The sequence below is a fragment of the Bacillota bacterium genome (assembly GCA_012839765.1).
Taxonomy (GTDB): Bacteria; Bacillota; Limnochordia; order DUMW01; family DUMW01; genus DUMW01.
In genome coordinates this window covers 1-22,401 of sequence record DUMW01000061.1, presented here as the reverse complement: position 1 = coordinate 22,401, position 22,401 = coordinate 1, and the positions used below count along the sequence as shown (strand labels likewise).

The 22,401-nt window shown below is 53.7% G+C and carries 19 protein-coding genes; 2 read left to right on the top strand and 17 right to left on the bottom strand.

Translation table 11 applies throughout. The annotated features are described in order from the left end of the window. The first annotated feature begins 268 nt into the window (after window positions 1–268). Complete coding sequence (locus GXX57_05830; protein ID HHV44171.1) at window positions 269–787, top strand: hypothetical protein; 519 nt, start codon at window positions 269–271, stop codon at window positions 785–787. Window positions 788–830: 43 nt separating this feature from the next. Here the strand turns inward: GXX57_05830 and GXX57_05825 are convergent, their stop codons facing one another. The 10 genes from GXX57_05825 to GXX57_05780 all read right to left on the bottom strand — a co-directional run bounded on the left by GXX57_05825 (window position 831) and on the right by GXX57_05780 (window position 10,352). Continuing rightward, a complete protein-coding gene (locus GXX57_05825; protein ID HHV44170.1) occupies window positions 831–989 on the bottom strand; it encodes a hypothetical protein in 159 nt (52 codons plus the stop codon). A 529-nt stretch (window positions 990–1,518) separates the two neighbouring features. After that, entirely contained in the window at window positions 1,519–3,288 is a 1,770-nt protein-coding gene (locus GXX57_05820) for a cell wall metabolism sensor histidine kinase WalK (GenBank protein ID HHV44169.1), read from the bottom strand. After that, window positions 3,281–3,964, bottom strand: a complete 684-nt coding sequence (locus GXX57_05815) for a response regulator transcription factor (GenBank protein ID HHV44168.1) — start codon at window positions 3,962–3,964, stop codon at window positions 3,281–3,283. Before GXX57_05815 ends, GXX57_05820 begins: the two co-directional genes overlap by 8 nt. Before the next feature lie 150 nt (window positions 3,965–4,114). Continuing rightward, window positions 4,115–5,305: a pyridoxal phosphate-dependent aminotransferase gene (locus GXX57_05810; GenBank protein ID HHV44167.1), complete on the bottom strand. Its 1,191-nt coding sequence runs from the start codon at window positions 5,303–5,305 to the stop codon at window positions 4,115–4,117. 54 nt (window positions 5,306–5,359) lie between these two features. Then, window positions 5,360–6,190: a pantoate--beta-alanine ligase gene (locus GXX57_05805; protein HHV44166.1), complete on the bottom strand. Its 831-nt coding sequence runs from the start codon at window positions 6,188–6,190 to the stop codon at window positions 5,360–5,362. 14 nt (window positions 6,191–6,204) lie between these two features. After that, the gene (gene panB, locus GXX57_05800; protein HHV44165.1) at window positions 6,205–6,978 is read right to left on the bottom strand and encodes a 3-methyl-2-oxobutanoate hydroxymethyltransferase; all 774 of its coding nucleotides are present in this window, start codon (window positions 6,976–6,978) and stop codon (window positions 6,205–6,207) included. A gap of 2 nt (window positions 6,979–6,980) precedes the next feature. Continuing rightward, a complete protein-coding gene (locus GXX57_05795; protein ID HHV44164.1) occupies window positions 6,981–7,334 on the bottom strand; it encodes an aspartate 1-decarboxylase in 354 nt (117 codons plus the stop codon). A 3-nt stretch (window positions 7,335–7,337) separates the two neighbouring features. After that, the gene (locus GXX57_05790; GenBank protein HHV44163.1) at window positions 7,338–8,234 is read right to left on the bottom strand and encodes a DUF2520 domain-containing protein; all 897 of its coding nucleotides are present in this window, start codon (window positions 8,232–8,234) and stop codon (window positions 7,338–7,340) included. A 165-nt stretch (window positions 8,235–8,399) separates the two neighbouring features. Continuing rightward, the gene (coaBC, locus tag GXX57_05785; protein HHV44162.1) at window positions 8,400–9,584 is read right to left on the bottom strand and encodes a bifunctional phosphopantothenoylcysteine decarboxylase/phosphopantothenate--cysteine ligase CoaBC; all 1,185 of its coding nucleotides are present in this window, start codon (window positions 9,582–9,584) and stop codon (window positions 8,400–8,402) included. A 3-nt stretch (window positions 9,585–9,587) separates the two neighbouring features. Further along, on the bottom strand, window positions 9,588–10,352 hold the full coding sequence (locus GXX57_05780; GenBank protein ID HHV44161.1) for a type III pantothenate kinase: 765 nt from the start codon (window positions 10,350–10,352) through the stop codon (window positions 9,588–9,590). A gap of 497 nt (window positions 10,353–10,849) precedes the next feature. Between GXX57_05780 and GXX57_05775 the strand changes: the two genes are divergently transcribed. Beyond that, window positions 10,850–11,428, top strand: a complete 579-nt coding sequence (locus tag GXX57_05775) for a 1-acyl-sn-glycerol-3-phosphate acyltransferase (protein ID HHV44160.1) — start codon at window positions 10,850–10,852, stop codon at window positions 11,426–11,428. Between the two features lie 62 nt (window positions 11,429–11,490). Here GXX57_05775 and nagA read toward each other — a convergent pair whose 3' ends face one another. The 7 genes from nagA to GXX57_05740 all read right to left on the bottom strand — a co-directional run. Continuing rightward, on the bottom strand, window positions 11,491–12,669 hold the full coding sequence (gene nagA, locus GXX57_05770; protein ID HHV44159.1) for an N-acetylglucosamine-6-phosphate deacetylase: 1,179 nt from the start codon (window positions 12,667–12,669) through the stop codon (window positions 11,491–11,493). Window position 12,670: 1 nt separating this feature from the next. Next, window positions 12,671–13,519 carry a hypothetical protein gene (locus tag GXX57_05765; protein ID HHV44158.1) on the bottom strand — a complete coding sequence of 283 codons (849 nt, stop codon included), beginning with the start codon at window positions 13,517–13,519 and terminating at the stop codon, window positions 12,671–12,673. A gap of 10 nt (window positions 13,520–13,529) precedes the next feature. Continuing rightward, window positions 13,530–14,423, bottom strand: coding sequence for a ParB/RepB/Spo0J family partition protein (locus tag GXX57_05760; protein ID HHV44157.1), 894 nt, complete (start codon window positions 14,421–14,423; stop codon window positions 13,530–13,532). Window positions 14,424–14,510: 87 nt separating this feature from the next. Beyond that, window positions 14,511–15,323, bottom strand: a complete 813-nt coding sequence (locus GXX57_05755) for a hypothetical protein (GenBank protein ID HHV44156.1) — start codon at window positions 15,321–15,323, stop codon at window positions 14,511–14,513. Then, window positions 15,320–15,991 (bottom strand): CpsD/CapB family tyrosine-protein kinase, encoded by a 672-nt coding sequence (locus GXX57_05750; protein ID HHV44155.1) that lies wholly within the window; start codon window positions 15,989–15,991, stop codon window positions 15,320–15,322. The genes GXX57_05755 and GXX57_05750 overlap by 4 nt, the downstream gene beginning before the upstream one ends. 54 nt (window positions 15,992–16,045) lie before the next feature. Further along, window positions 16,046–17,497 carry a hypothetical protein gene (locus GXX57_05745; GenBank protein HHV44154.1) on the bottom strand — a complete coding sequence of 484 codons (1,452 nt, stop codon included), beginning with the start codon at window positions 17,495–17,497 and terminating at the stop codon, window positions 16,046–16,048. Between the two features lie 14 nt (window positions 17,498–17,511). Continuing rightward, window positions 17,512–22,401 (bottom strand): hypothetical protein (locus GXX57_05740; GenBank protein ID HHV44153.1); only part of this gene is annotated, 4,890 nt, incomplete at its 5' end.

The following is a 22,401-nucleotide window of genomic DNA, read 5'->3' as shown; positions in this document are numbered from 1 at the left end:
TGGCTATCTCCATATATTGGAGACGGAGTCTCTCGATTCCTTCTCTATGCCCTCATCTTTCAATGGACCCGCGGTCTTCTATTTTTTCCAGGCCTTGCCAATCCCCACAAACTTTTGACTCATACAGGGGACAGGGACACTACCTTTCCCAAGCCATCACTCAACAAAAAGCATCTGCCTACGCAATGTTTCCCTGAGCAAGCAAGCAGGAAACAGATTACTGCGTGGCTAATCTATAGAAGTGCATTGATACAGGGAGGCATGTACCGTGAATAAGTCTTACAGTTTCTTGATAGTAAGTATCATCGTTTTTGTCCTATTTACACTGGCCCTTTTTCCCCACCGGGTACCACCGGAACTACCTCGGGAGCGTCTGTTGGGTTTTTCCCGGCCCTCAATAACAATAATGGAGGTCTATGATGCTCCAACCGGCAAAACCATCCTGCTAGCCAATAGAGATGGCCACTGGTATTTCGGGGAGAAAAAGCTCTTGGACAAATATATCGATGAACTGTTGGACTATCTCTATGAATTGGATGCCTTCGTGAGTGATCAGGACTCGCCTGTCCAAGCTGAGCCCGTCCGATTCCGGCTCACCTTGCGAACAAAAGACGGAGAAGCACTCGGATTAACCGTTGGTCCCCGTGTAGACCGGACCTTTTCCTCTGCTTTGGTGTCCCAGTCTCCAAGGGTCTATTTGCTGGAGGAGTACTCCCTTTGGAGAATAAGGGATTTATTGAATCAGGCCCTTATGGTGGAACCACTGTTTCGCTCCCTACTGCAGTAGTCACCACCATAAAGGCCCCTTACCCGAATGACGAAGAACCGTACTATAGACGCTTCTTTTCCTCGGCAAGTTCACGCTTGAGCTCAACGATTTTTTGCCTCTGCTCCACTAGAAGCTTTTTCTTTACACTCTCCCGCTCGAACTCGGTGTTCTTAATTTCTTCCAATTTGGCTTCGGCTTCTTCTAGTTCACGTTCAAGCATTCGGATGCGAGGTCTACTCAAGGTAGCCACCTCCTTTCTTCCGAGCCTTCCCTTAGAAAGACCCTCCTATTTAAAATGTATTCGAGAACTGTAACCAAAATCCTGCAAAAACTGCGGAGACTCCTAGGTTTTTCCGATGTCTCCTTGGCCTTTCCCGGTGCGTCCGCTTATACTTGGGTACCCATGGGGAGAGAAAGTTCCTTTAGTAACAAGCAGGGGATACATCTTATCCTATGAGCGGCCCCCCCATGGCGGACCGCGGAAGTCTTTATCAACTAGACCCAAAGGTGTACGTTAATATAGTATGAGGGGCCTTGAACTTACGTCCTAGGCCCCTCATACCGGTTTCCCATCTCCTCGAACAGCAGGGTTATCGCCCATATCGTCCAGTAATCCGTCCACCACCCCTTTCGCTTCCCGTTCAAACATCAAGGCCCCACCTATTTGCCTGTACACTTCCGAACCACGAACGGGATTGTCTTCAAGCATCTTCATTGTAGCACAGGGATGTGAATAAACTGTTAAGGCTTTATGAAACTATTGGTAAGCCGAAACTGAATTTCGTGCCCGTATCTGGATTACTTTGGACCGAGATGGTAACCCCGTGCGCGTCCAAGATGGACTTGACAATAGCCAGCCCAAGGCCAGTTCCGTCCCTGCGGCTGCGGGACCGATCAGCTTTGAAAAACCGTTCAAAGATCAAGGGCAAATCATCGGGTGCTATACCGCAACCGGTATCCTCCACCTCCACCATCATTTCACCGGCCTTCTCGTATACCCGCACGAATACGTTTCCAGCGGCCGGGGTAAACTTCACCGCATTGTCCAACAGATTAAGGAGCACCTGGCGGATACGATTCTCATCACCCAGTACCATCCCTTTTCCCTCGGGCAGGTGCCGCTCCAACTGTACACCTTTGCTTTCGGCCAAAACCCTCAGTTGGTTGCACACATCATCCACCAGAGCCACCAGATCAAAGGGTTCCTTCTCCAATTTCAGTTGCCCTGCCTCCAACCTCGAGAAATCCAGAAGCTCATCGATAAGCCGGGACAACCGTATCGTCTCGTCTTGGATGATCCGCAAGTACCGGTTTACGGATTCTGGATCCGTCACCGTCCCATCGATCACCGGCTGCAAATATCCAGCAATAGCAGTAAGGGGAGTGCGCAACTCATGGGAGACATTGGCGAAGAAATCCCGGCGCAACTGCTCTGTTTGATGCAGTTGGCTGATATCATGGAGGAGGATGATGACCCCACTGATGGCACCACTGGTGTCATGGATCGGTGAGGCGATCATCATGATGGCTTTCTGGGGAGTCAGGTTCGCTGTTTGGGTAACCACCGCGTCTTCCGCCATCACCCGCTCGTAAACCCAAGGAAGATCAGCGAGGACCACCGCATCACTCAACTTGGCACCGCTGGAATGAACGTATTCATCCTTGAGCCAACGCCTAGCTGGGGCATTGGCCAAGAGAATTCTGCCCTCGGAGTCGACGGCAAGCACACCCTCGCTGATACTAAAAATCATCCGTTCAAATTTGCTCTTCTCTTGGTAAAGGGCATCGATGGTATTCTGCAGACGACTGGCCAGATAATTGAAGGACCGACCCAGCTGTCCGATCTCATCCTCCTGCTCCACCGAAACCCGCCGACTAAAATCTCCTTCAGCCATGCCCAACGCTGCTTTGTGCATCTCACGGAGGGGAGAGGAGATAGTCCTGAATAAATACAGCCCCAAGGCAAAGGCAAGAATCACCGCCAAAAGGGTAGTCAGGTACAAATACCGTTTTACTTGATTGATGGTCTGGGATACACCCCGCACAGGCGAATGGAGGAAAACGGCGCCGACCACTGTATCGGAGCTCGCGTTGACAACGGGCAAGCCGATCATGAGCATCGGCTCGGAAAAGTAACTGGATTGTCCCTTGTATCTGATCAGTCTGCCCCGAAGGACTTCCTGAAGATCGTCACTGCTGAGACGAAACCCCTCCAAACTAACACCGTCCTGGCTCGCTGCGATGATCAACCCTTGGCGGTCCACTACCCAAACGCTCGCGTCGATCAGGCTCTCCATAGTCCGGAGCACATTGAGAATGGAGGGATCAAAGGTGGTTCTCAGCAAAACTTGCCCCACCACCTGAACTAGAACCTTACCTTTTTCTATCAATTCCTGTTCTTTTGCGTGAAAAAAGTAACTTGATAACAAATGGGACAATGAGAAGCCCAAGGTTGCAAGGGTCAACAGGATGATGGCCAAATAGGTAAACATGAGCTTTCCGTAAACTGTCTTAAACACCCTCAGGCACCTCGAATTTGTAACCTACTCCCCAAACGGTCTTGATCCACTGCTTACACCCCTCGTCCACTTGCCCAATTTTCTCGCGGATTCGTTTGATGTGGACATCGATGGTGCGACCATCCCCTAGATAGTCATACCCCCACAAGTGCTCCAACAATTCGTCCCGCGTGAATACCCGGTTGGTATTCGACATCAGGAAATACAAAAGCTGGGTCTCCCGAGGGGTCAAACCAACCCGGACCCCACGCACTGTCACCGTGTATTCCTCCATATTCACCTCAATCCCTTGGGCGGACACCGTATTTCGCGGCTTTACCCGCCTCAAGACAGCCTTAGTCCGTTCTAACACCTCCGCCGGGTTGAAGGGCTTCGTCACGTAATCGTCTGTTCCCAACTCAAAACCAAGAATTTTCTCGTAGTCATCGTTCTTGGCCGTTAGCATGATTATGGGAATGTCAATACCTTGATTACGCAGTTGGGTACAAACCTCCCACCCATCTAGTTTAGGCATCATGATATCAAGAATAAGTAGATCCGGATTACTCGAGGAGACTAGTTCAAGGGTCACCTGGCCATCGTAGGCAGACAGGATCTCAAAACCCTCTTTACGGAAATACAAAGATAGGATCTCGTGAACATGGGGATCATCGTCAGCAATTAGGATACTGGTCATGTTGATCGTAACCCGTCACCCTAACAGGTTAACTCTCCTCCCTTCGGATCAGGCCCCGGCCCCTTCCAGAAAAGGGCCACGGGTAATCTTCCTGGTCACTACTGGGAAAGCTTTTGACAGTGGGCGGAGGGAGTCCTCCGCCCATCCTGTTTACGTCAGTTTTAGGATAAACTGGTGGATCCTCTCCAAACCCTCCGCCAGTTTATCCATGGACAAACAGTAGGAAAGTCGCACGTATTCATTGGCTCCGAAGGCGATACCGGGCACAACGGCCACTTTCACCTCTTGCAACAGATACTTGGCAAAGGTCTCGGAACTATCGATAACAGTCCCGTTGAAGCTCTTGCCAAATAGGCCACCAATGTTGGGAAAAGCGTAAAAGGCCCCTTCCGGCATCTGACAACTAACCCCAGGAAGCTGGTTGAGTTTTTCCAGCATAAAGTCCCTACGCCGGGAAAACTCTTTGCGCATCTGTTCCACCGGGGCCTGGGGACCAGTCAAAGCCACCACCGCCGCATATTGGGCAATGGAGGTCGGGTTCGAGGTGCTATGGCTCTGTAAATTGACCATCGCCTTGATAATCTCCACCGGGCCCACGGCCCACCCGATCCGCCACCCAGTCATCGCGTAGGTCTTCGACACTCCGTTTATAAGCACAGTCCGCGCTTTGAGCTCATCACCTAAGGTGGGAAAACTGACATGCTTTGCTGTGCCGTAGATTAGTTTATCGTAAATCTCGTCGGAGATCACCAACAGATCGTGCTTAAGAGCCAACTCCCCCACCGCCACGAGGAAGTCCCGGTCCAGTACAATCCCGCTGGGGTTCGAGGGGCTATTCACAATGATCGCCCGCGTCCGGGAGGTAATGGCGGCTTCAATGTCCTCAAGGGATGGTTTGAGGGTATGATCGCGGGGCGCCACCACTACCGGCACGGCACCGGCTAACTTAATCTGTTCCAAGTAGCTCACCCAGTAGGGCGCCATAAGGATTACTTCATCCCCCTGATCGCAGATGACCTGGAAAAGGTTGTATAGACTATGTTTTGCCCCGCAAGAGATAATCACCTGGTCAGGTTCGTACTTTACTTGATAATCCTCTTCTAGCCTTGCACAAACGGCTTCCTTAAGCTCTAGGGTGCCACCCGCTGGGGTATACCGGGTATACCCCCTATCCAGGGCCGCAACGGCCGCCTCCCTGATGTGCTGGGGTGTATCAAAGTCGGGTTCCCCAGCTCCAAAGCCGATCACGTTGTGACCAGCCTTAATCATGGATTTCGCTAAAGCATCAACACTCAAAGTGGCGGATGGGGATATGTTCCTTGCTCGACTCGATATTCTCATCATGCGGTCCTCATTACAGTCACCGACGGCAACTGTAACTCCTCCTCTCCCTTACTAAACCAGACTCATATTGTCTATTAGTCTTGTTGTACCAACTTTTGCGGCAATGATCAAGAGGTGATTTGCTTCCACGCGGGTCACGGGGGTAAAGCTGTCCGGTGAAACCACCGCCACATAGTCCAGGGTGATTAGAGGATGCTGTAACACTTCTTTTATCCTGGCTGTAATCACGTCAGGATCCTGTTCCCCCGCCTGCCAAAGGTGGCGCCCCGCCTGAAGGCCCTGGTGCAATAAGGTGGCCGCGGCCCGTTCCTCTGCATTTAGATAGATATTTCGGCTGCTGGCCGCCAGTCCATCGGCCTCCCGGATGGTGGGACAAGTCTTGATGGTCACATCCACGTTCAGGTCGCGGACCATGCGCTTGAGCACCGCTGCCTGTTGGGCATCCTTCTGACCAAAATAGGCACAATGGGGCTGAACGATGTTAAACAGCTTCAACACCACGGTGGCTACTCCGCGGAAATGTCCAGGACGTACCGCTCCTTCGAACACTTCGCTCAGTCCCGTCACCTCCACGTAGGTGCTGAATCCATCCCCGTACATCTCTTCCGCATCAGGAGCAAAGACTGCATCCACATTTTCTGCCCTGAGCAGATTCAGGTCCCGTTCCATATCGCGGGGATACCGCGCAAAGTCTTCGTTGGGACCAAACTGGGTGGGATTCACAAAAATACTCACCACGACCACATCATTTTCTTGGCGCGCCTGGCGAACCAGGCTCAGGTGACCTTCATGTAGATAACCCATAGTGGGCACCAAGGCTACCCGTCCTTGGGCGCCCTTTCGGTATTCCCGCATTTCTCGAATCGTCTCACAGATCTTCAAGTGGCCCAATCCCCCTAACGACCAAAGGTTCCTTCCTCGACTTCTTCTTTATACTGCTGCAGACTACTGCGGATCACTGCCGCAAGATTTGCGTACTGTCGGGCATGCTTCGGGACGAAATCCTCCTGCATCCCTAACAAGTCGGTGATGACCTGTACTTGACCGTCGCAGTCGGGACCGGCGGCAATACCGATGGTGGGGATGCTTACGGCGGCTGTAATCTTGGCGGCCAAATCGTGGGGGATGCCCTCGAGGACAATGGAAAAGGCACCGCTGGCCTCAATGGCCTTGGCATCCTCCAAGAGCTTCTGGGCCTGTTCGGCAGTCTTCCCTTGGATCCGGTAGCCCCCTTGCTGGTTCACCGATTGGGGCAACAAACCGATATGCCCCATCACAGGGATCCCGACCCCAACCAGGCGTCGGACGATTCCGGCCACCTCCTGACCACCTTCCAGCTTGACCGCTTGGCAACCGCCCTCCTGCAATAGGCGCCCTGCGTTATGGAGCGCTGCCTCCTCGGTGGCGTAGGTCATAAAGGGGAGATCCGCTACTACAAGGGCATGCTTGGTTGCCCGCGTCACAGCCTTAGTATGGTGGATCATATCCGCAATGGTAACCGGCACCGTGTTGGAAAGACCCAGGTAAGTGTTGCCCACACTATCACCTACCAGGATCAGGGGTATCCCCACAGAATCGACGATCTTGGCGATCAGGGCATCGTATGCGGTGACCATCGCAATCTTTTGCTTTCCCTTCATGTTTCGAATATCCAGTGTAGTGACTGCCATAACTACGATACCTCCTTCGGTCGATTCTGTTCATCTAATAGAATGATTTTGGGTTTATGATCGGCTACCATCGCCTCATCAATCCAGGTGTAGGACATAATGATGACCAAGTCATTGGGAAAAATCAGCCGGGCGGCGGCTCCGTTCAGCTGGATGCAGCCACTGCCCCGGGACCCTGGAATTACATAGGTCTCCAGGCGCGCCCCATTGGTCACATCTACCACTTGCACCTTTTCCCATGGTACCAGATCCGCCAATTCCATCAGTTCTTCATCGATAGTAATACTACCTTCGTAATCGACGTTGGCGTCTGTTACCCGGGCCCGGTGCAATTTACTTTTCAACACATTCCGCATGCTTCATCCCTCCTGCTGGGCAAAGATCTCCTTCAACCTCTGATAGTTGTCTCCTGTTAGGGTACCCTTCGCCTTTGCAACCTCCAGTGTCAGTTCACCTAGGGTTACGTAAAGTTTCAGTAGGTCCGCTTCGCCCAATTGCGTCAAGTATTCCAAATGTGCCCTCACTGTTCCCCCATCGCCCCTGGCGATGGGGCCACTCAAGGCCGCTTTGGTACCCACCCGCCCGATGTTTTCCCAGGTGGCTTGCACCAAGGGAGACAAAGCCCGCAGTCCCTCTTCCTCGGAATATCCCAATGAGGAAAAGAGTCCCACCGCGGCATCAAGCAAGGCGACCAAATAGTTTGAGGCCAGTACTCCACAGATGTGATACAACACCCGTCTATCCCCAGCTACATGCAAGGCTCCCCGTCCCAACGTCTGGGCCAAGGTATCTAGGGCCTCAAGAAGGGACTCCTCATCACTTTCGATGCCGAAGAAAGAGTGACCCAGGCGAGAACGGCTCAACTTTCGACTAGGAAAGCTATTCAAGGGATGAAAGGCTCCCCGCCGACCACCGGCCTCGGCCACCGGTTTCAACACCTCAAGGCTATGGGCCCCGCTGCAATGGATGGCAATGTGTCCCTTACGCCAGGGAAGGGCCTGGGAAAGGAGCAGGATTTGGTCATCGGGCACCGTCAAGAACACGGTCCGGCACCGCTCCACCAGTTCCGCCGGGGAACAGGCAATACCGGCCTTCAACCCTTCGATCAGTTCCCTGGCCCGGGCGTTGGTACGGCTGGCCACGGCCGCTGGACCTAAACCAGCTCTCCGCAGAGCATAGGCCAGACCAGTCCCCACCGCTCCAGCACCGATAATCCCCACATCGCCAAAGTAGCTGGCCAATTCGCTACTCTGCATTCCAACACCCCCTAACAAAAAAACCTGCAGTCTGACCGCAGGTTTACTCCACTAATCAATATCAGCAAGCACCGTCTCGGTCATCTGATCCAAGCGGTAAAGGATGATGTGAACCCGAAGATGTCTGCACTTCGGGGTTTTTTCGTTTTTATGATACAGCATATGCTACTTTTCGGCAAGTAGATCTTGTAGACGATCGATGATCTTCTTAGCCAATTCTCCCTTGTCCATCAAGGGCCAATGCTCCGTAGCCCCGGAGCGGTCCATGATGACCACCTGATTGGTATCGGCCTCAAAGCCCCGGTCCGGCAGACCTACGAGATTACCCACGATCAGGTCCAAGTTTTTCTTCACCAGCTTCGCTTCCATGGCCGGTAGCAAGTCTTCGGTCTCCGCGGCAAAGCCGATCTTAACGAAATCTCCGTTGGTGGTGGCCAGTATATCAGGATTCTGGACCAGATGCAAGGTCAACCGCTCCTGTTTCTTGTGTTTGCTGCTGGCCACATTCTCCACCCGGTAATCTGCCACCGCCGCGGACATGATCAGGGCATCACAGCCTTCCACGTGTCTTTTTACCGCGGCGTCCATCTCCAAGGCTGTCTCCACCGGGACAAACTCCACCCCCAACGGCGGCTTCAGTTCTGTGGGGCCGGAGATGAGTATCACCTGCGCCCCACGGTTACGCGCTTCCCTGGCCAAGTGAAAACCGGTCTTACCGGAGGAACGGTTCCCCAAGAACCGTACCGGATCGATGGGTTCCCTATTACCACCGGCGGTAACTACAATCTTGCGACCAGCCAAGGGGCCACCTTGTCCCAAGACGTAATGGGCAGCATCCACGATCTCGTCCACAGGCGCCAAACGGCCTTGTCCAATCAAGCCGCAAGCCAACCGCCCATAGCCCGGTTCCACAAAGTGGAATCCCCTTGCCTTGAGTTTCTCAACATTTTCTTGGGTTACCGGGTTGGTCCACATGTTAGTGTTCATGGCCGGGGCAATCAACACCGGAGCCTGCGAAGCCAAGACCGTACAGGACAATAGATCATCGGCCAATCCACAGGCTAGTTTCGCAATACAGTTGGCTGTGGCAGGGGCAATCAGGATCAGATCCGCCCCCTGGGCCAGCGAAACGTGCTCCACGTTATAGTTCTCCGGTAGGGCAAACATATCGATGTGTACTTTATTATTGGCTATGTTCTGCAGAGTGATGGGCCCGATGAATTCCAAAGCCGCCTTGGTCATAATCACATCAACGGTGGCACCGGCCTTCACCAAGTCACTGCAGATCTGAGCCGCTTTATAGGCTGCGATACCTCCAGTGATCCCCAAGACAATTCTTTTGCCCCGCATATGCTACCACCCATTCAGTTTGGCAATTATGTGAAGTCCCTTCAGGGTCAATTCCGGGTCATAGATGAACCTTCCCTCGAACTCCTCAACCAGCACACCACCTTGCCCCCCGGTGAAGATCACGGTGGGTTCCGCTTTCAGTTCCTCGGCGATGCGCTTAATCAAATGCTCAACTAGACCCATGTAGCCAAAGACGATCCCCGACTGAATACACTCCTCGGTATTCCGACCGATGGCCCGGACCGGTCGTTTGAGCTCCACCCGTTTCAATTTGGCGGTCCGCGCCACTATGGCATCGGCCACCATATTCAGGCCCGGCGCAATGGCCCCACCAATATATTCCGCCTGGTCGGTAACCACATCGAAGCTGATGGCGGTTCCGCAGTCCACCACCACCGCAGGTGTGGAATAATAATGGTAAGTGGCCACTGCATTCACGATCCGGTCAGCACCCACCTCCCGGGGATTGTCTCCGCGGATCTTGATACCACTTTTCACCCCGGGGCCCACCACCAAAGAATCCACTTGCCACAGGCGCTGCACCGCCTCGGAAACCAGAGAAGTCACGTTGGGCACCACGCTACTGATTACACAACCATGGATAGCCTCAGGGGATGCCAGTTCCTGCCAGAGAGACTTAAGAATGAACCTGTACTCGTCCACGGTCCGATCCGGACGAGTGGCGATCCGCCAAGTCCTAATCAGCCTGTCCTCCTTGAAAGCCCCGATGGTAATATTCGTATTTCCCACATCGATTGTCAGCAACACGGAAGGACTCCTCCTTTACTGCAGTTATCATATCACACCGGGATCCCAGTGCCAAGATATAGAAGGAAAACTGGCCCAGGACGTTGAAATACAATTGATTGTAGTTGCTTCCCAACATCAGCAGGAGTTATGGCACTCCAGGATACTCTGGGGGTGGCGGCTAAGACAAGACAATAGGTTCAAGGTATGGCAGAAGGGGAACTGCTGCTCATCTGCGAGGTTACTTCCCGTCGACTAAAATTCTGGACTACGTGGAAAAACCACCGATGTCTGATTGGGATCCAGTTATCCTTTGGAAGACGTAAAACTGCCCTTTGTTTTGATGCGCGGTATACTATACCGTGCAGGAAGCTACAGCGACGTGACTGTTTTAGAACAATCGCAGCGAAGGAGGGAACCCGGGAAAAACCGCTACGTTCAAGACTCCACCAAGGTGGCCAGCGGTCAAAATCCCGGTGATCAGGGTGTTCTACACACTGTACAGACTGTTTTGGTCTTTGATTTTCAGGATCAGATTTCGCTGGGAAATTGTGGGAAGAGAAAATATCCCCAAGGCAGGACCCTTCATTCTAGCACCTAATCACGTCACTTTCTACGATTCCATCTTTGTGTTCATCGCCTGCCCCCGTCGGGTTCATTTCATGGCGAAGCAAGAGTTGTTCGAAGGGTATTTTTCGCGTCTGCTTATGACGAAGCTAGGCGGTTTTCCGGTACGACGGGGAACCAGTGATCGAAGAGCAATCTCCACCGCCATCTCCCTGTTGAAAGAAGGCAAGGTGGTGGGGATCTTCTTCGAGGGTGAGCGATCCAACGATTTTAATGTGTATAAACCCCTGTCTGGAGCCGCGATGCTTTCCACAAGCCTGGGGGTACCGATTATCCCCTGCGCCATCGTCCCCGAGGCCCGCAAGCTCCGTGTGGCCTTTGGCCGCCCCATACTCCGTGAAAAGCCCGCGGATCCAGCGAAAAAGTCAGAGGTCTATGACCAAGTCAACCGGGAACTGATTGATGCTGTGCTGGAATTGGGTGCGGGAAAACTCCACTACGTGGACGAATATATTCAACCGAGAACCTGAACCTGCTACGCGCCAAGGAAAACCGGAGAATTGTCTCTTGCACCGGTTCTCAGTACAACAACTCATCCACCCCACTGCCGATACCTTTCTTGGCCGCCCACGAAAGTAAGAGCTGCAGAATAATCAGGATTAAGCACCACAAGGTCCGCATCGAGCCCCGGTTCGAGCCGTCCCTTGCGGGTAAGTTTTAGGCGTTTCGCCGGAGTACTGGTCGCCATCTGCACCGCTTGTACCAAGGGAATGCCCACTTCTTCCACCGCAAACTGCAAACACCGGTTGAGACCACTGGCGCTTCCGGCCAGGACATCAGGACGCCCCGCCAAAGTAGCCCGGAAACCTCGCAGTTCAATCTCCTGACCAAACCCCCGATAAATCCCATCGGGAAGCCCCGTGAGGGGGGCACTATCACTGACCAGGATCAGCCAATCGGGCCCTTTAAACTTGTACAACAGCTCCACCGCTGCCCGGTGCAAATGATGGCCATCGGAGATAACCTCCAGATATACATGGTCTGAATTCAGAAAGGCCCCGATCACGCCCGGGTCCCGTTTCTTGAAATCGGGAACGGCATTGAAGGCATGGACCAGATGATCCGCTCCAGCATTGATGGCTTCTTTGGCCACTTCATAGCTGGGTTGGCAATGTCCCAAGGCTGGGACAATCTCCCGGCGGACGCACTCCCGGATGAAGTCCATTGCCCCGGGCAACTCTGGGGCAATCAAAACGATCCGTAAAACATCCCCACAGGTATCAAATAGGGGTAGATACTCCGCAGGAAGAGGATCCCGCACATGTTCTAGGGCCTGGGCCCCCCGGTAGACCGGGTTCATGTAGGGAGCTTCAAAGTAAATGCCCAGTACATTCGCACCGTTGTGGGCCTGTCCTTGAATCCACCGAACCAATTCTGCCCTTTCGTACATGGTCTTAAGATCAGTGGCGGACAGGGTAGGCAAAAAGGCAGTAACACCAAGGCTCACCATGTGCTGCGCTAGATCGAGAAACTGCTGTCTGTCCATGGTCTCCACATCGATCCCCCCATAGCCATGGGTATGAAGATCGATTAACCCCGGCAACACCAAACGGTCTGCGACATCGATCACCTCTGCACCCATAGGGGGTTGAAGCTCCTCCATCGGGCCCACGGCAGTGATCTGGCCCGCAGCAAAAGCCACATATCCCGGTTCGATCAACTTCCGGGGCGTAACCACCCTACCGTTAATCAAATAGGTAATCTGGGACACTTTATAGCACCCCCGTCTTCCGAGCCCGTTTTTCCACCTGATAACCGGCCACCATCAACAGAATCATCGATACGAGGACCGAACCCATGGACAGTAAGAAGGCTCCGGCAAAGCCCAGAAAGAAGGTTCCGACCTGTATCCAATGCCAGATCCGAAAACCCAGGTAAATGATACCGATTTCCGTCAAAGTACTGGCCACACTCACCAAAGTAATTAGGCGACGGAGATCCTCCTGGATCTGCTTATTCAGCACCAAGTTCACCACATAGGTACCGCCGTAAAACATCACCAAAGGCGCGGCCAACCAGAGTAGCAAAAGCTGAACCACATAGAAGAACAGGCCCGTACCAGGCACGGCATATTCCACCCGCAAGGTCGGCCACTGGTCCTTTGTGGACCCGGTGAAAAGATAGTGATCCAAGGTGCCCTTGGTCTCCAGGTCATACTCAAACTCCTCCGGATCAACACCACTCAACTCCCAGCCGATCGCGGTATCGATGGTCACCTTGAACTCCACCTCCGAGGCATAGCCGGCAAAGAGGCTCACGATCTCCCCCAGGGGCAACTGGTAGACGATCTTGCCCTCTTCCTTATCTGGGCTAGCGTACAAGGCGCCGCTGTTTTCGGCCTCGATGGCCACTTTAGTCATCTCTCGTCCAAGGATCTGTTCTACCGCATCGAGGTCGGCCACCACCTGATCCTTCTCCATCGTTTCGGGATAGACCACCTCAAAAACCAAGTTCGGATAGGTGTCAATGGTAAGCTTAATGGACTCCGCAACCACCACCGATGGGCCTAGCAGCAGAAAGACGATCACACCGAGCAGCACCCAGCGTTTAGCATCAAACATAGTCATCCCCCTAATCCTTCATGGAACTTAGCACCAGGGCCAAATCCAAGGCAAGTTCCTCAATCTCACGCAATTTGGTTATAAGCACCTGACGTTCCTGTTCTCTTATCCTAAGCCGCAGACCTTGATCCAACTCATGAAAACACCGGCCCGCTAGCTCCAATGCATCGTTTATGCGGTTCACCGCGGTGTTTTGCTGAGTTACAATGCGGGGACTTTCCTTCTGGAATCTGGGCTTCTTAAAGATCTCAATGGGACGCACTTTCTGGATCGCTTCCAACGGTGTAAGTTTCGGATGTGAGATGAGTAGATCACAGGCTTTGGACAAATCACTGTGGGAAACGCTATGGGCTTCAGCCAGATCCAACAGTTCATCTTGCAGCTGTGGGTTACCCAATTTCTTTGCGGTACGCCGAGCCACCGCCAGGTGAGCCAAAGTCAAGATACTGGTTCCCCGGCGGAAATTGTCGACGATAGCCTGCTGATGCCGCTCACTAGCCTCCAAGATTAGCAGCCAGTTGAGCATTGTGGGGCGGGGAATACCCAGTTGTGCCGCCACGGCCCGCTTGGAAAGACCTGTCTGATCCAGATACTGCATAATCCATACCGCCCGCTCCAAGGGATCTAGGTCGCAACGCTGTTCATTTTCCACCAACTGAAGACTGGTGGCGTCCACTATTTTCTGGGCCACCACACATTGAATGTTCTCAAAGCTCAGCAACTGACAAGCCCGCAATCTTCTTTCTCCGGCCAGGAGACGGTACGTCCCCTCAGGGGTGCGACACACGGTGATCGGGTGCAGAAGGCCCACCTGGGCAATAGAATCAGCTAAACTTCGGATACTCTCCTGGTTGATCTTCCGTCTTACTTGTCTTTCGGGTATTTCGATTTGTGCAATCGGCACTTCCAATACCTGCATATCTGCATTGGACCAACCAAGTGGTCGGCCCCCTAACACCGCCCTTCATTCCGGAAAGTGATTCAAAGGATACTACCTACGCCCCATCGGAAATCTTCGCCAGAAACGTTGCCACCATCCTGGCTTCTCCCCAAAGCCCGGCAGCGGATCAGGGATCCGGATTTGGACACCCTCCATTGCCGCGGCAGGATGTGTGGACAGCAACATCGTACAGTAATCCCCGGGCAGGTGCTCCTCAAGGACCCGTTGGACTTGAGGAAGATTACTTCCCCGGTGACCCTTGGCATGGTGCATGTCGGATGCAATGAAGTGAACCAACCGGGCTTCAAGCAAGGACCAAGTCCGCAACTGAACCTCTTCGCCGAAAACACCCAGGAGGCTACCACTATTCACTTGCAGTAAGACCCCCTGCTCCACCAAACGATACAGAAGAGGTGGTCTTTGACACAGGGCTATACTCCGCTCCGGGTGGGCAATGATGGGAACAACACCCTTGACCATTACTTGAAAAACCACTTCCTCGAAACAGGGTGGAACCTGATGCGAAGGCAATTCCAGGAGCAAATATGCCCCCCGCCCGCCGATCGTCAACGGACTAAAATCGCTGATGGTCAAAAGTCCGCTATCCAACTCCACCTCAAAGCCCAGCTGTAGGGCAAGATCTAGCCCTTGGTCTTGGGCCTCTTTGGTCAATTGTTGAAAGACTTCCTGCGCAGACGCAACAAAGCTTAACCAATCGTCCTTGTATCGAAAATGGGGTGTGGCCACGAGGCCTCGGATCCCCCCCACCCTAGCCTCCCGCAGCATGGCCACAGCCTCCGTATAGTCCTTCGCCCCATCATCCACCCCGGGTAACACATGGGTATGCAGATCGATGAACTTCATCGAGACGATTCCTCGCCAGAGTCGGAGGAGTAGTAGTAATAGTAATAGTAGTAGTTGCCCTTGGTCACCGGGACGTTATTCAAGACCGCGCCGATGATGTTCGCTTTGGCATTGTCCAAGGCCGCCTTGGCATCCTTGGCCACCTGATATTGGGTGTGTCCGGCGCTAACCACCAGCAGCACCCCGTCCACGATAGCAGATAGGACCACCGCGTCGGCCACCGGTAACACCGGGGGGCTGTCTACCAAGACGATATCGGCTCGCTCCTTCAACTGCTCCAACAACGTCCTCATCCCCGCCGACCCCAAAAGTTCCGAAGGATTGGGCGGCACAGGGCCAGAATTGAGGAGCAAGAGATTGGGAACCCCCGTCTTCTGTAGTGCTTCGTCAACGGTCTTCTGCCCCAGAAGAACAGTGGTTACCCCCACCCGATTGTGTCCACCGCAGAGGCGATGGAGGGTGGGTTTGCGCAGGTCACAACCCAGCAGGATTACTTTCTTCCCGCTTTGGGCCATCACCACCCCCAAGTTGAAAAGGGTGGTGGACTTCCCCTCCTCGGGACTAGCACTGGTAATCAACAGTGTTCTCAGTTCCCGATCAATACTGGCAAATTGAATATTGCTGCGCAGAAGCCGGTAAGCCTCCGCCACCGGCGACTTAGCGTCCATCTGAGTGATGGCACTGATTCCTTCTCTTTCCAACTTGCTCACATCCCAACTGAATCACATACTGCGTTTTACCGAACTGCTTCGCACACTTCTGCGCTTTCGGTACTTCCGGGACCGCTTTGATTCCTCAAAGTTTGGGATCATCCCGAGAACCGGTATACCCAAGACCTGTTCCACCTGCTCTGCGGTCTTGAGAGTGGTATCCACATAGTCCAGTAAGAAGGCAAGACCACAACCAGCAAATAACCCCAACATACCGGAAATGGCAAGGTTCAGTTTCTTTCTGGGCTTGATGGGCGTGCGGGGCACCACCGCCTCATCAATTACCTGTACATTAGCCGATTTCATTGCTTCGCTGATCCGAATCTCTTCATACCTGGTCAGCAGGAGGATGTACAATTGCTCAGTAACACTGAGATTCCGGGTCAGCCGTTGCACAACCATTTCCGTATTGGGCAGCTCACCCATCGACTGCTCCTTTTCCTCGATCAATTTCTGTAAGGTATCTAGCCTGGCTTCTAATGCGATTAGTTCAATCTGCGATGCCACAAAATCCTGCAGAGCCCTCTGGTAAACGGGATTGGTGGCCTGGGCTTCGTCATCCATCACTTCCTGAAGCACCGCCAACATCTGCTGTTTTACCTGCTCTATCTGCGCTTCCACCGCAATCACTTGGGGGTGAGCACCGGTATACTTCTGCCTCAGCGCCGCCAGTTCGATTTCCAACCGGGCCAAATCGCTGCGGTACTGGGTCAGCAGAGGATTATCGGTCACCGAACGGGAGACCATCAGTGTGCGGTCCTGCTGAGTTAGTTGTTCCTCCAGCTTCACCATCCGAGTCCGGGCTTCGCTGATCTGCACCAGAGTCTCCGCCATCATTTTGTCCAAGGCACTGAGCTCTGAAACCAGGGATGCACCCTCCTGGGTAGGAGCGATCACCTTATATTCCGTACGATAGGCATTTAGAGCCTCTTCCGCCTCGATCAGCTCCTGTTGAACAATTTCCAGTTGTTCTTCGATGAACAACCTAGCGTTCCTTGCCTCCTCCTGATTGGCCAGCTGATTCAACTCAATAAAGGCCTCCACCATGGTGTTGGCCACCTTCGCGGCAAACTGGGGATCCGTGGACTGAACGCTAATCCGAATGGCGTCTGTCCCTTGGATGGGTGCCACACTGATCTGATTCTTAAAGTGGATAAATTCTAGGGAATGGGGATCGCTCTCCACCCCCAGCTTTCGAGCCACCATCTGAGCCAGCTGCCGGCTTTTCAGGATCTCGATATAATTTTGTACCGGGTTCTTACCCGAGAGGGCCCCCGCGTCAAGGAAGGGCATGTCCAACTGATTGTTGGTGTCCCGGATTAAGAGCGTTGTGGTGGCCTCATAGACCGGTACAGTCAATTCGCTGACCACATAACTGCTCACCAGGGCCGTAAATAGCAGGATGATGATAATTTCTTTACGATTGACGATTATCCGCCAGTAATCAATAAGCTCCAGCTCCAACTGTGCTCCCCCCCTTACCATCCAGTAACCAGATCCTTGAACAGTTTTACACCGGTGAGAAACTCGAAAATCTTGCTCCAATCGGGGGATGTAGTCTCCGGTACATAAATGATGTCTCCGCCGACGACCAAGGGATTCGTCTTCTTTACATCGCCTTCAAAGAGCAGTTTATCGCCGAGGGAAGCCTCTCCCACTTGGGAGATGTCCGCCCCCCGGTATATCCCCACGGACTCCAGAGCCGCCCGTTCGGTGGGACCACCGGCCATGGCAATAACATCCATCACCCGGGTCTCAGGTCCGATAGCGTACATACCTGGTCGCTGCACCTGCCCCAACACCACCACTTCCCTCTTCGCCTCAGGAACGAAGATGACATCGCCCTCGAAAACAGGATAGTTGGTATCCATAGCCAGTTGATGGGTCAAAGCATGGAAGTCCACCTGGAGCACCAGATCCTGATTGCCTTCCTGCCGGGTGATGGTAATCTGCTCCAAGCTAGCACCGGGCAAGACACCGCCGGCCAAGCCGATGGCATCAAGTAGTCGCGAGCCCGGAGGCAACATATAAGCACCGGGGCTCCGCACCTGTCCCAGGACCAATACATTACGGACCCGCGGGATGTAGATCACGTCACCGGGGAAGACCCGCACTTCGTCCCCTTCCAGTCTGTACAGGGACAACAAATCATACACATGGACCATTGAACCATCGGCCCGGGTCAGGGTAATGCTCTGGGTGTTAGCTTGATCGGTAACACCGCCTGCCAAAGCGATAATATCCACCAACCGGTTGTTCATACCTATGGGATACGCCCCGGGGCTACGTACTTCTCCGAAAACTAGAACCTGTTGGGTGTGTACAGGAACATACACCACAGAACCTGGCTCCACAGACGGGCTCTCCAATACGCCCGAAACCACCTCGTTCAAGCTGAAGATCCGTTCTCCCGCTTCATCTCCTACGATGATCCTCCCCTGATCAGCATCCTCCCGCAGCCCTCCTGCTTTTGCAATTACATCAAGGAGGGTATCACCGGGATAAAGCGGGTATTGACCGGGTCTAGTCACAGCGCCCAACACCGATACCTGCCGCCGAACCAGCGGGATATACACCAAGTCTCCCGGATAGATCAACAGGTTGTCGCTGCTTTCCGGCCGATGGAGCACTGTCTGCAAGTCAACCACCATGCGCTGCAACTCATCGGCATCCCTGCGCACCACAATGGCTTCACCCAAGTCTTCTGTGGATAAGCCACCGGCTTTGGTAATCAAGTTGAACAGGCGATCTCCCGCTTTCACCGGGAAGCTGCCTGGATTGCGAACCTCTCCGAGAATCAGTGCTTCATGTTCCCCTTCGGGCACAATCAAGACGTCGCCGCCCCGTACCTCGATGTTCGTTGTCAAGTCGTAATCCTTGCGAATCCGATCGAGGTCGATATGGTAAATCAGAATATCCTTTTCGCCCTGGCGTACCAAGGTGATACTGGTCGGATCCGCTTGCGGCGTAATGTCTTTAGCTAGGGCCAATACATCGAGGACCTTGGCGCCCGGCTCCACAAGGTAATAACCAGGACTATTCACCTCACCCAGCACCAATACCTGGCGATTAGCCCGAGGCACAATGACGACATCTCCACCCGTAACCCTGGGATTCTCTTGGCTGGCATCTTCCATGGCCCGCTGCACCGCCACCTGCACGGTCTGGTCTTCCCGACTGAGCAACACCTGGGAAAGATCCGCATTGGCCGTAGGCCCTCCGGCCAGACCAAGGAGATCCAGGAGAGTATCACCTGCTTCAACGAGATAGGCCCCAGGGCGGTTCACTTCGCCAAGGACCAACACCTTCCGATTGGCCCGGGGGACAATGACTACGTCGCCGCCTACAAGCTTCGGATTGTCCTTGCCAGCCTCTTGCATAGCCTCGGTGACGACCACCTCTATGGTCTCGTCTCCCCGATTAAGCAAGACCTGATCAAGATCCGCATCGGCCGTGGGTCCTCCGGCCAGACCAAGAAGATCCAGGAGGCGGTCTCCATCTTCAATAACATAGACTCCCGGGCGATTTACTTCGCCAAGGACCAACACCTTCCGGTTGGCCCGGGGGACAATTACTACGTCGCCGCCTACAAGCTTCGGATTGTCCTTGCCAGCTTCTTGCATGATCTCGTTGACAGCCACTTGCGTGGTCTGGTCATCCCGACTAAGCAAGACTTGGGCAAGATCCGCATCGACCGTTGGTCCTCCCGCTCGACCAAGGAGATCCAGCAGGGTATCTCCCTCGTCAATAACATACGTACCCGGTTGCCTGACTTCGCCGAGGACCAACACCTTCCGATTGGCCCGCGGTACAAAGACCACATCTCCACCCACTAGCCTCGGGTTATCTTGGCTAGGATCCTGCATGGCCAAGTCTACAGCCACCTGGGTCGTTCGGTCCTCACGACTGAGAAGGAGCTGGGATGGATCGGCATCCTCCGTAAGACCTTGGGCCAAACCAATCAGGTCCAAGAGAGTATCACCTTCATCAATGAAATAGGCTCCCGGACGATTGACTTCCCCTAGGATCAACACCTTCCGGTTGGCCCGAGCCACAAAGATCACATCCCCACCAGTCAGTTGCGGATTATCCTTGCTGGGATTCTGCATCGCCAGGTTCACCGCTACCTGCAGGGTATCCTCGCCGCGGCTGAGGAACACCTGGGAAGGATCCGCATCCCCCGTAAGACCTTGGGCCAAACCAATCAAATCCAGAAGGGTATCCCCCTCATCAATGTGATATACTCCTGGGCGATTTACTTCGCCTAACACCAACACCTTCCGATTAGCCTTCGGGACGAAGATCACATCTCCACCCATCAAAGTGGGATTGTCTTTGGTGACGTCCTGCATAGCCAGACTAATATCCACTGGCATGGTCCGGTCCTCCCGACTGAGCAACACCTGCGACAGGTCGGCATCCACGGTCGGTCCCTGGGCTAAAGCAAGCAGATCCAGTAAGGTATCACCTTCTTCGATGAGGTATGCCCCTGGTTGACCTACTTCTCCCAATACGAGCACTTTCCGATTGGCCCGCGGCACGTAAAGGACGTCTCCGGGCTGAATAGACACAAAGTCAACTTTCTCTGCCTGCCCCTGACTGAGGTCTATGGACAATTTTTCATAGACACCTTCAGCAGATTTCCGTAGAATATAGGCCATGGCAAGATCCGCCTCGTCTTGGGGACCACCGGCCTGGGCCAACAACTCGAGGACACCTTGCCCCTCCCGATAGCCAAAGTGCCCAGGACGATTGACCTCGCCCAGCACCAAGACTTCCCGTTCTTCTCGCGGAATGAAAATCAAGTCTTGAGGTGCCAGTTCAATATTTAACGTCTTGTCCTCCAGCACTCGACGAAAATCAATGTTCTGCTGACTACCATCGGCCCTGATGATCCGCACCTGGTCCTCCTTTGCCTCCGGGGTCAAACCGCCGGCCAAACTGATCATATCCAACAACCGGGACTGGCCTGGCCCTAGGGTGTAACGACCAGGGAGGCGCACCTCGCCTAGGATCACCACTTCACGGCTTTCCTTGGGAATGAACAACACATCCCCACCGGAAAGGATATAGTTGTATTGCATATCACCTTGCTCGATCAAAGCCACTAGATCAACGAGTATAGGCTCTCCTCCCTCGGCAAATCGGGTTAGACGTGCCTGGGAAGCGGCAGTGTCCTCTTTCAAGCCACCGGCCAACGCGATGAGGTCCAAAACCGTACTGCCAGATTCGGGAACGAAGTAGCCTGGTCGCTGCACTTCTCCGAGTACCAACACTCCTTGTCGTGCGGCGGGGACATATACTACCTCTCCACCGGTAAATATCCGGGAGGAGCCCTTGTCCGTCAAGTCAAACTGGTAACTTTCATCGGCCACATAGACGTTAATCTGGCCTTGGTCGGCGCGCTCGGTGAGACCTCCCGCCAAAGCCAAAACTTGCAAAAGGTTCAGACCTTGATCATCTGTGATCGGAAATGCGCCTGGGTTGCGCACTTCACCCAAAACCCATACCTGTTTTTCCTCCATGCGGGGCACATAGATCACGTCGCCCCCTTGGACATACACAGGATTGTCCAGGGTCAAGTCGGTCTCCGTAGGAACGCTAAGTCCCTCCCGGACCCTGCTCACTAAAACCCCCGCAGTGTCCGCATAGAGAGTAAAACCACCGGCCCTGATCACCACTTCCAAGGCGGAAGTCTCGCCCTGTACTGGATAGGCTCCGGGATTCCTCACTTCCCCAAAGACCAACACCTCATTTACCTGTTCGGGCACCACAATGGTCTCTCCACCACTCAACAGGATATTCAGACTGTCTTTGGGGTTTTCCTCAAGGGCTTTTACATCAATCGTCATCAGTTCCTGCCCCTGAGACACCAGGATCGCCCCTGGATTGGCCTGCGGAACTAGGCCTCCTGCCAAGGCAATCACATCCAGCAACATAGCCGGCTGATCTAGGGTGAATCGTCCGGGGTTAGCCACGGCCCCGATGACAGTGACTTGCCGCACATGCCTGGGCACAAAGATAACATCCCCACCCATCAGGGACAGATTGTACTGGTCATTGCCCTCTAGCAGCCTCTCGCCATGGATCTCGTAGGTAACCAGTTGATCCTGTTCCCGTCGGCGGACGGTCACTCCTGCCAAGTCGGCATAGGCCGAAAAGCCACCGGCCTTCCCCAGCACCTCGAGTAGACGATCTCCCGGTTCGATCTTATATACACCGGGATGATTCACTTCTCCGAAGATCACAACTTCATTGTCTGCCCGCTCCACATAAAGCACGGCACCTGGGACCAGGATAGGATTCGCAGGTCCATTGGGATCTGCCTTGGCCCCTGCCAAATCATACTGCTGAGGTTGACTTCCTTC

Bases quoted from the DNA above. Each gene is read 5' to 3' on its own strand.
- GXX57_05795 (HHV44164.1), bottom strand. From the start codon at position 7,334: ATGCGGAATGTGTTGAAAAGTAAATTGCACCGGGCCCGGGTAACAGAC.
- GXX57_05790 (HHV44163.1), bottom strand. From the start codon at position 8,234: ATGCAGAGTAGCGAATTGGCCAGCTACTTTGGCGATGTGGGGATTATC.
- panB (HHV44165.1), bottom strand. From the start codon at position 6,978: ATGGCAGTCACTACACTGGATATTCGAAACATGAAGGGAAAGCAAAAG.
- GXX57_05755 (HHV44156.1), bottom strand. From the start codon at position 15,323: ATGAAGTTCATCGATCTGCATACCCATGTGTTACCCGGGGTGGATGAT.
- GXX57_05810 (HHV44167.1), bottom strand. From the start codon at position 5,305: ATGAGAATATCGAGTCGAGCAAGGAACATATCCCCATCCGCCACTTTG.
- GXX57_05815 (HHV44168.1), bottom strand. From the start codon at position 3,964: ATGACCAGTATCCTAATTGCTGACGATGATCCCCATGTTCACGAGATC.
- GXX57_05750 (HHV44155.1), bottom strand. From the start codon at position 15,991: ATGGACGCTAAGTCGCCGGTGGCGGAGGCTTACCGGCTTCTGCGCAGC.
- GXX57_05765 (HHV44158.1), bottom strand. From the start codon at position 13,519: ATGTTTGATGCTAAACGCTGGGTGCTGCTCGGTGTGATCGTCTTTCTG.
- GXX57_05825 (HHV44170.1), bottom strand. From the start codon at position 989: ATGCTTGAACGTGAACTAGAAGAAGCCGAAGCCAAATTGGAAGAAATT.
- coaBC (HHV44162.1), bottom strand. From the start codon at position 9,584: ATGCGGGGCAAAAGAATTGTCTTGGGGATCACTGGAGGTATCGCAGCC.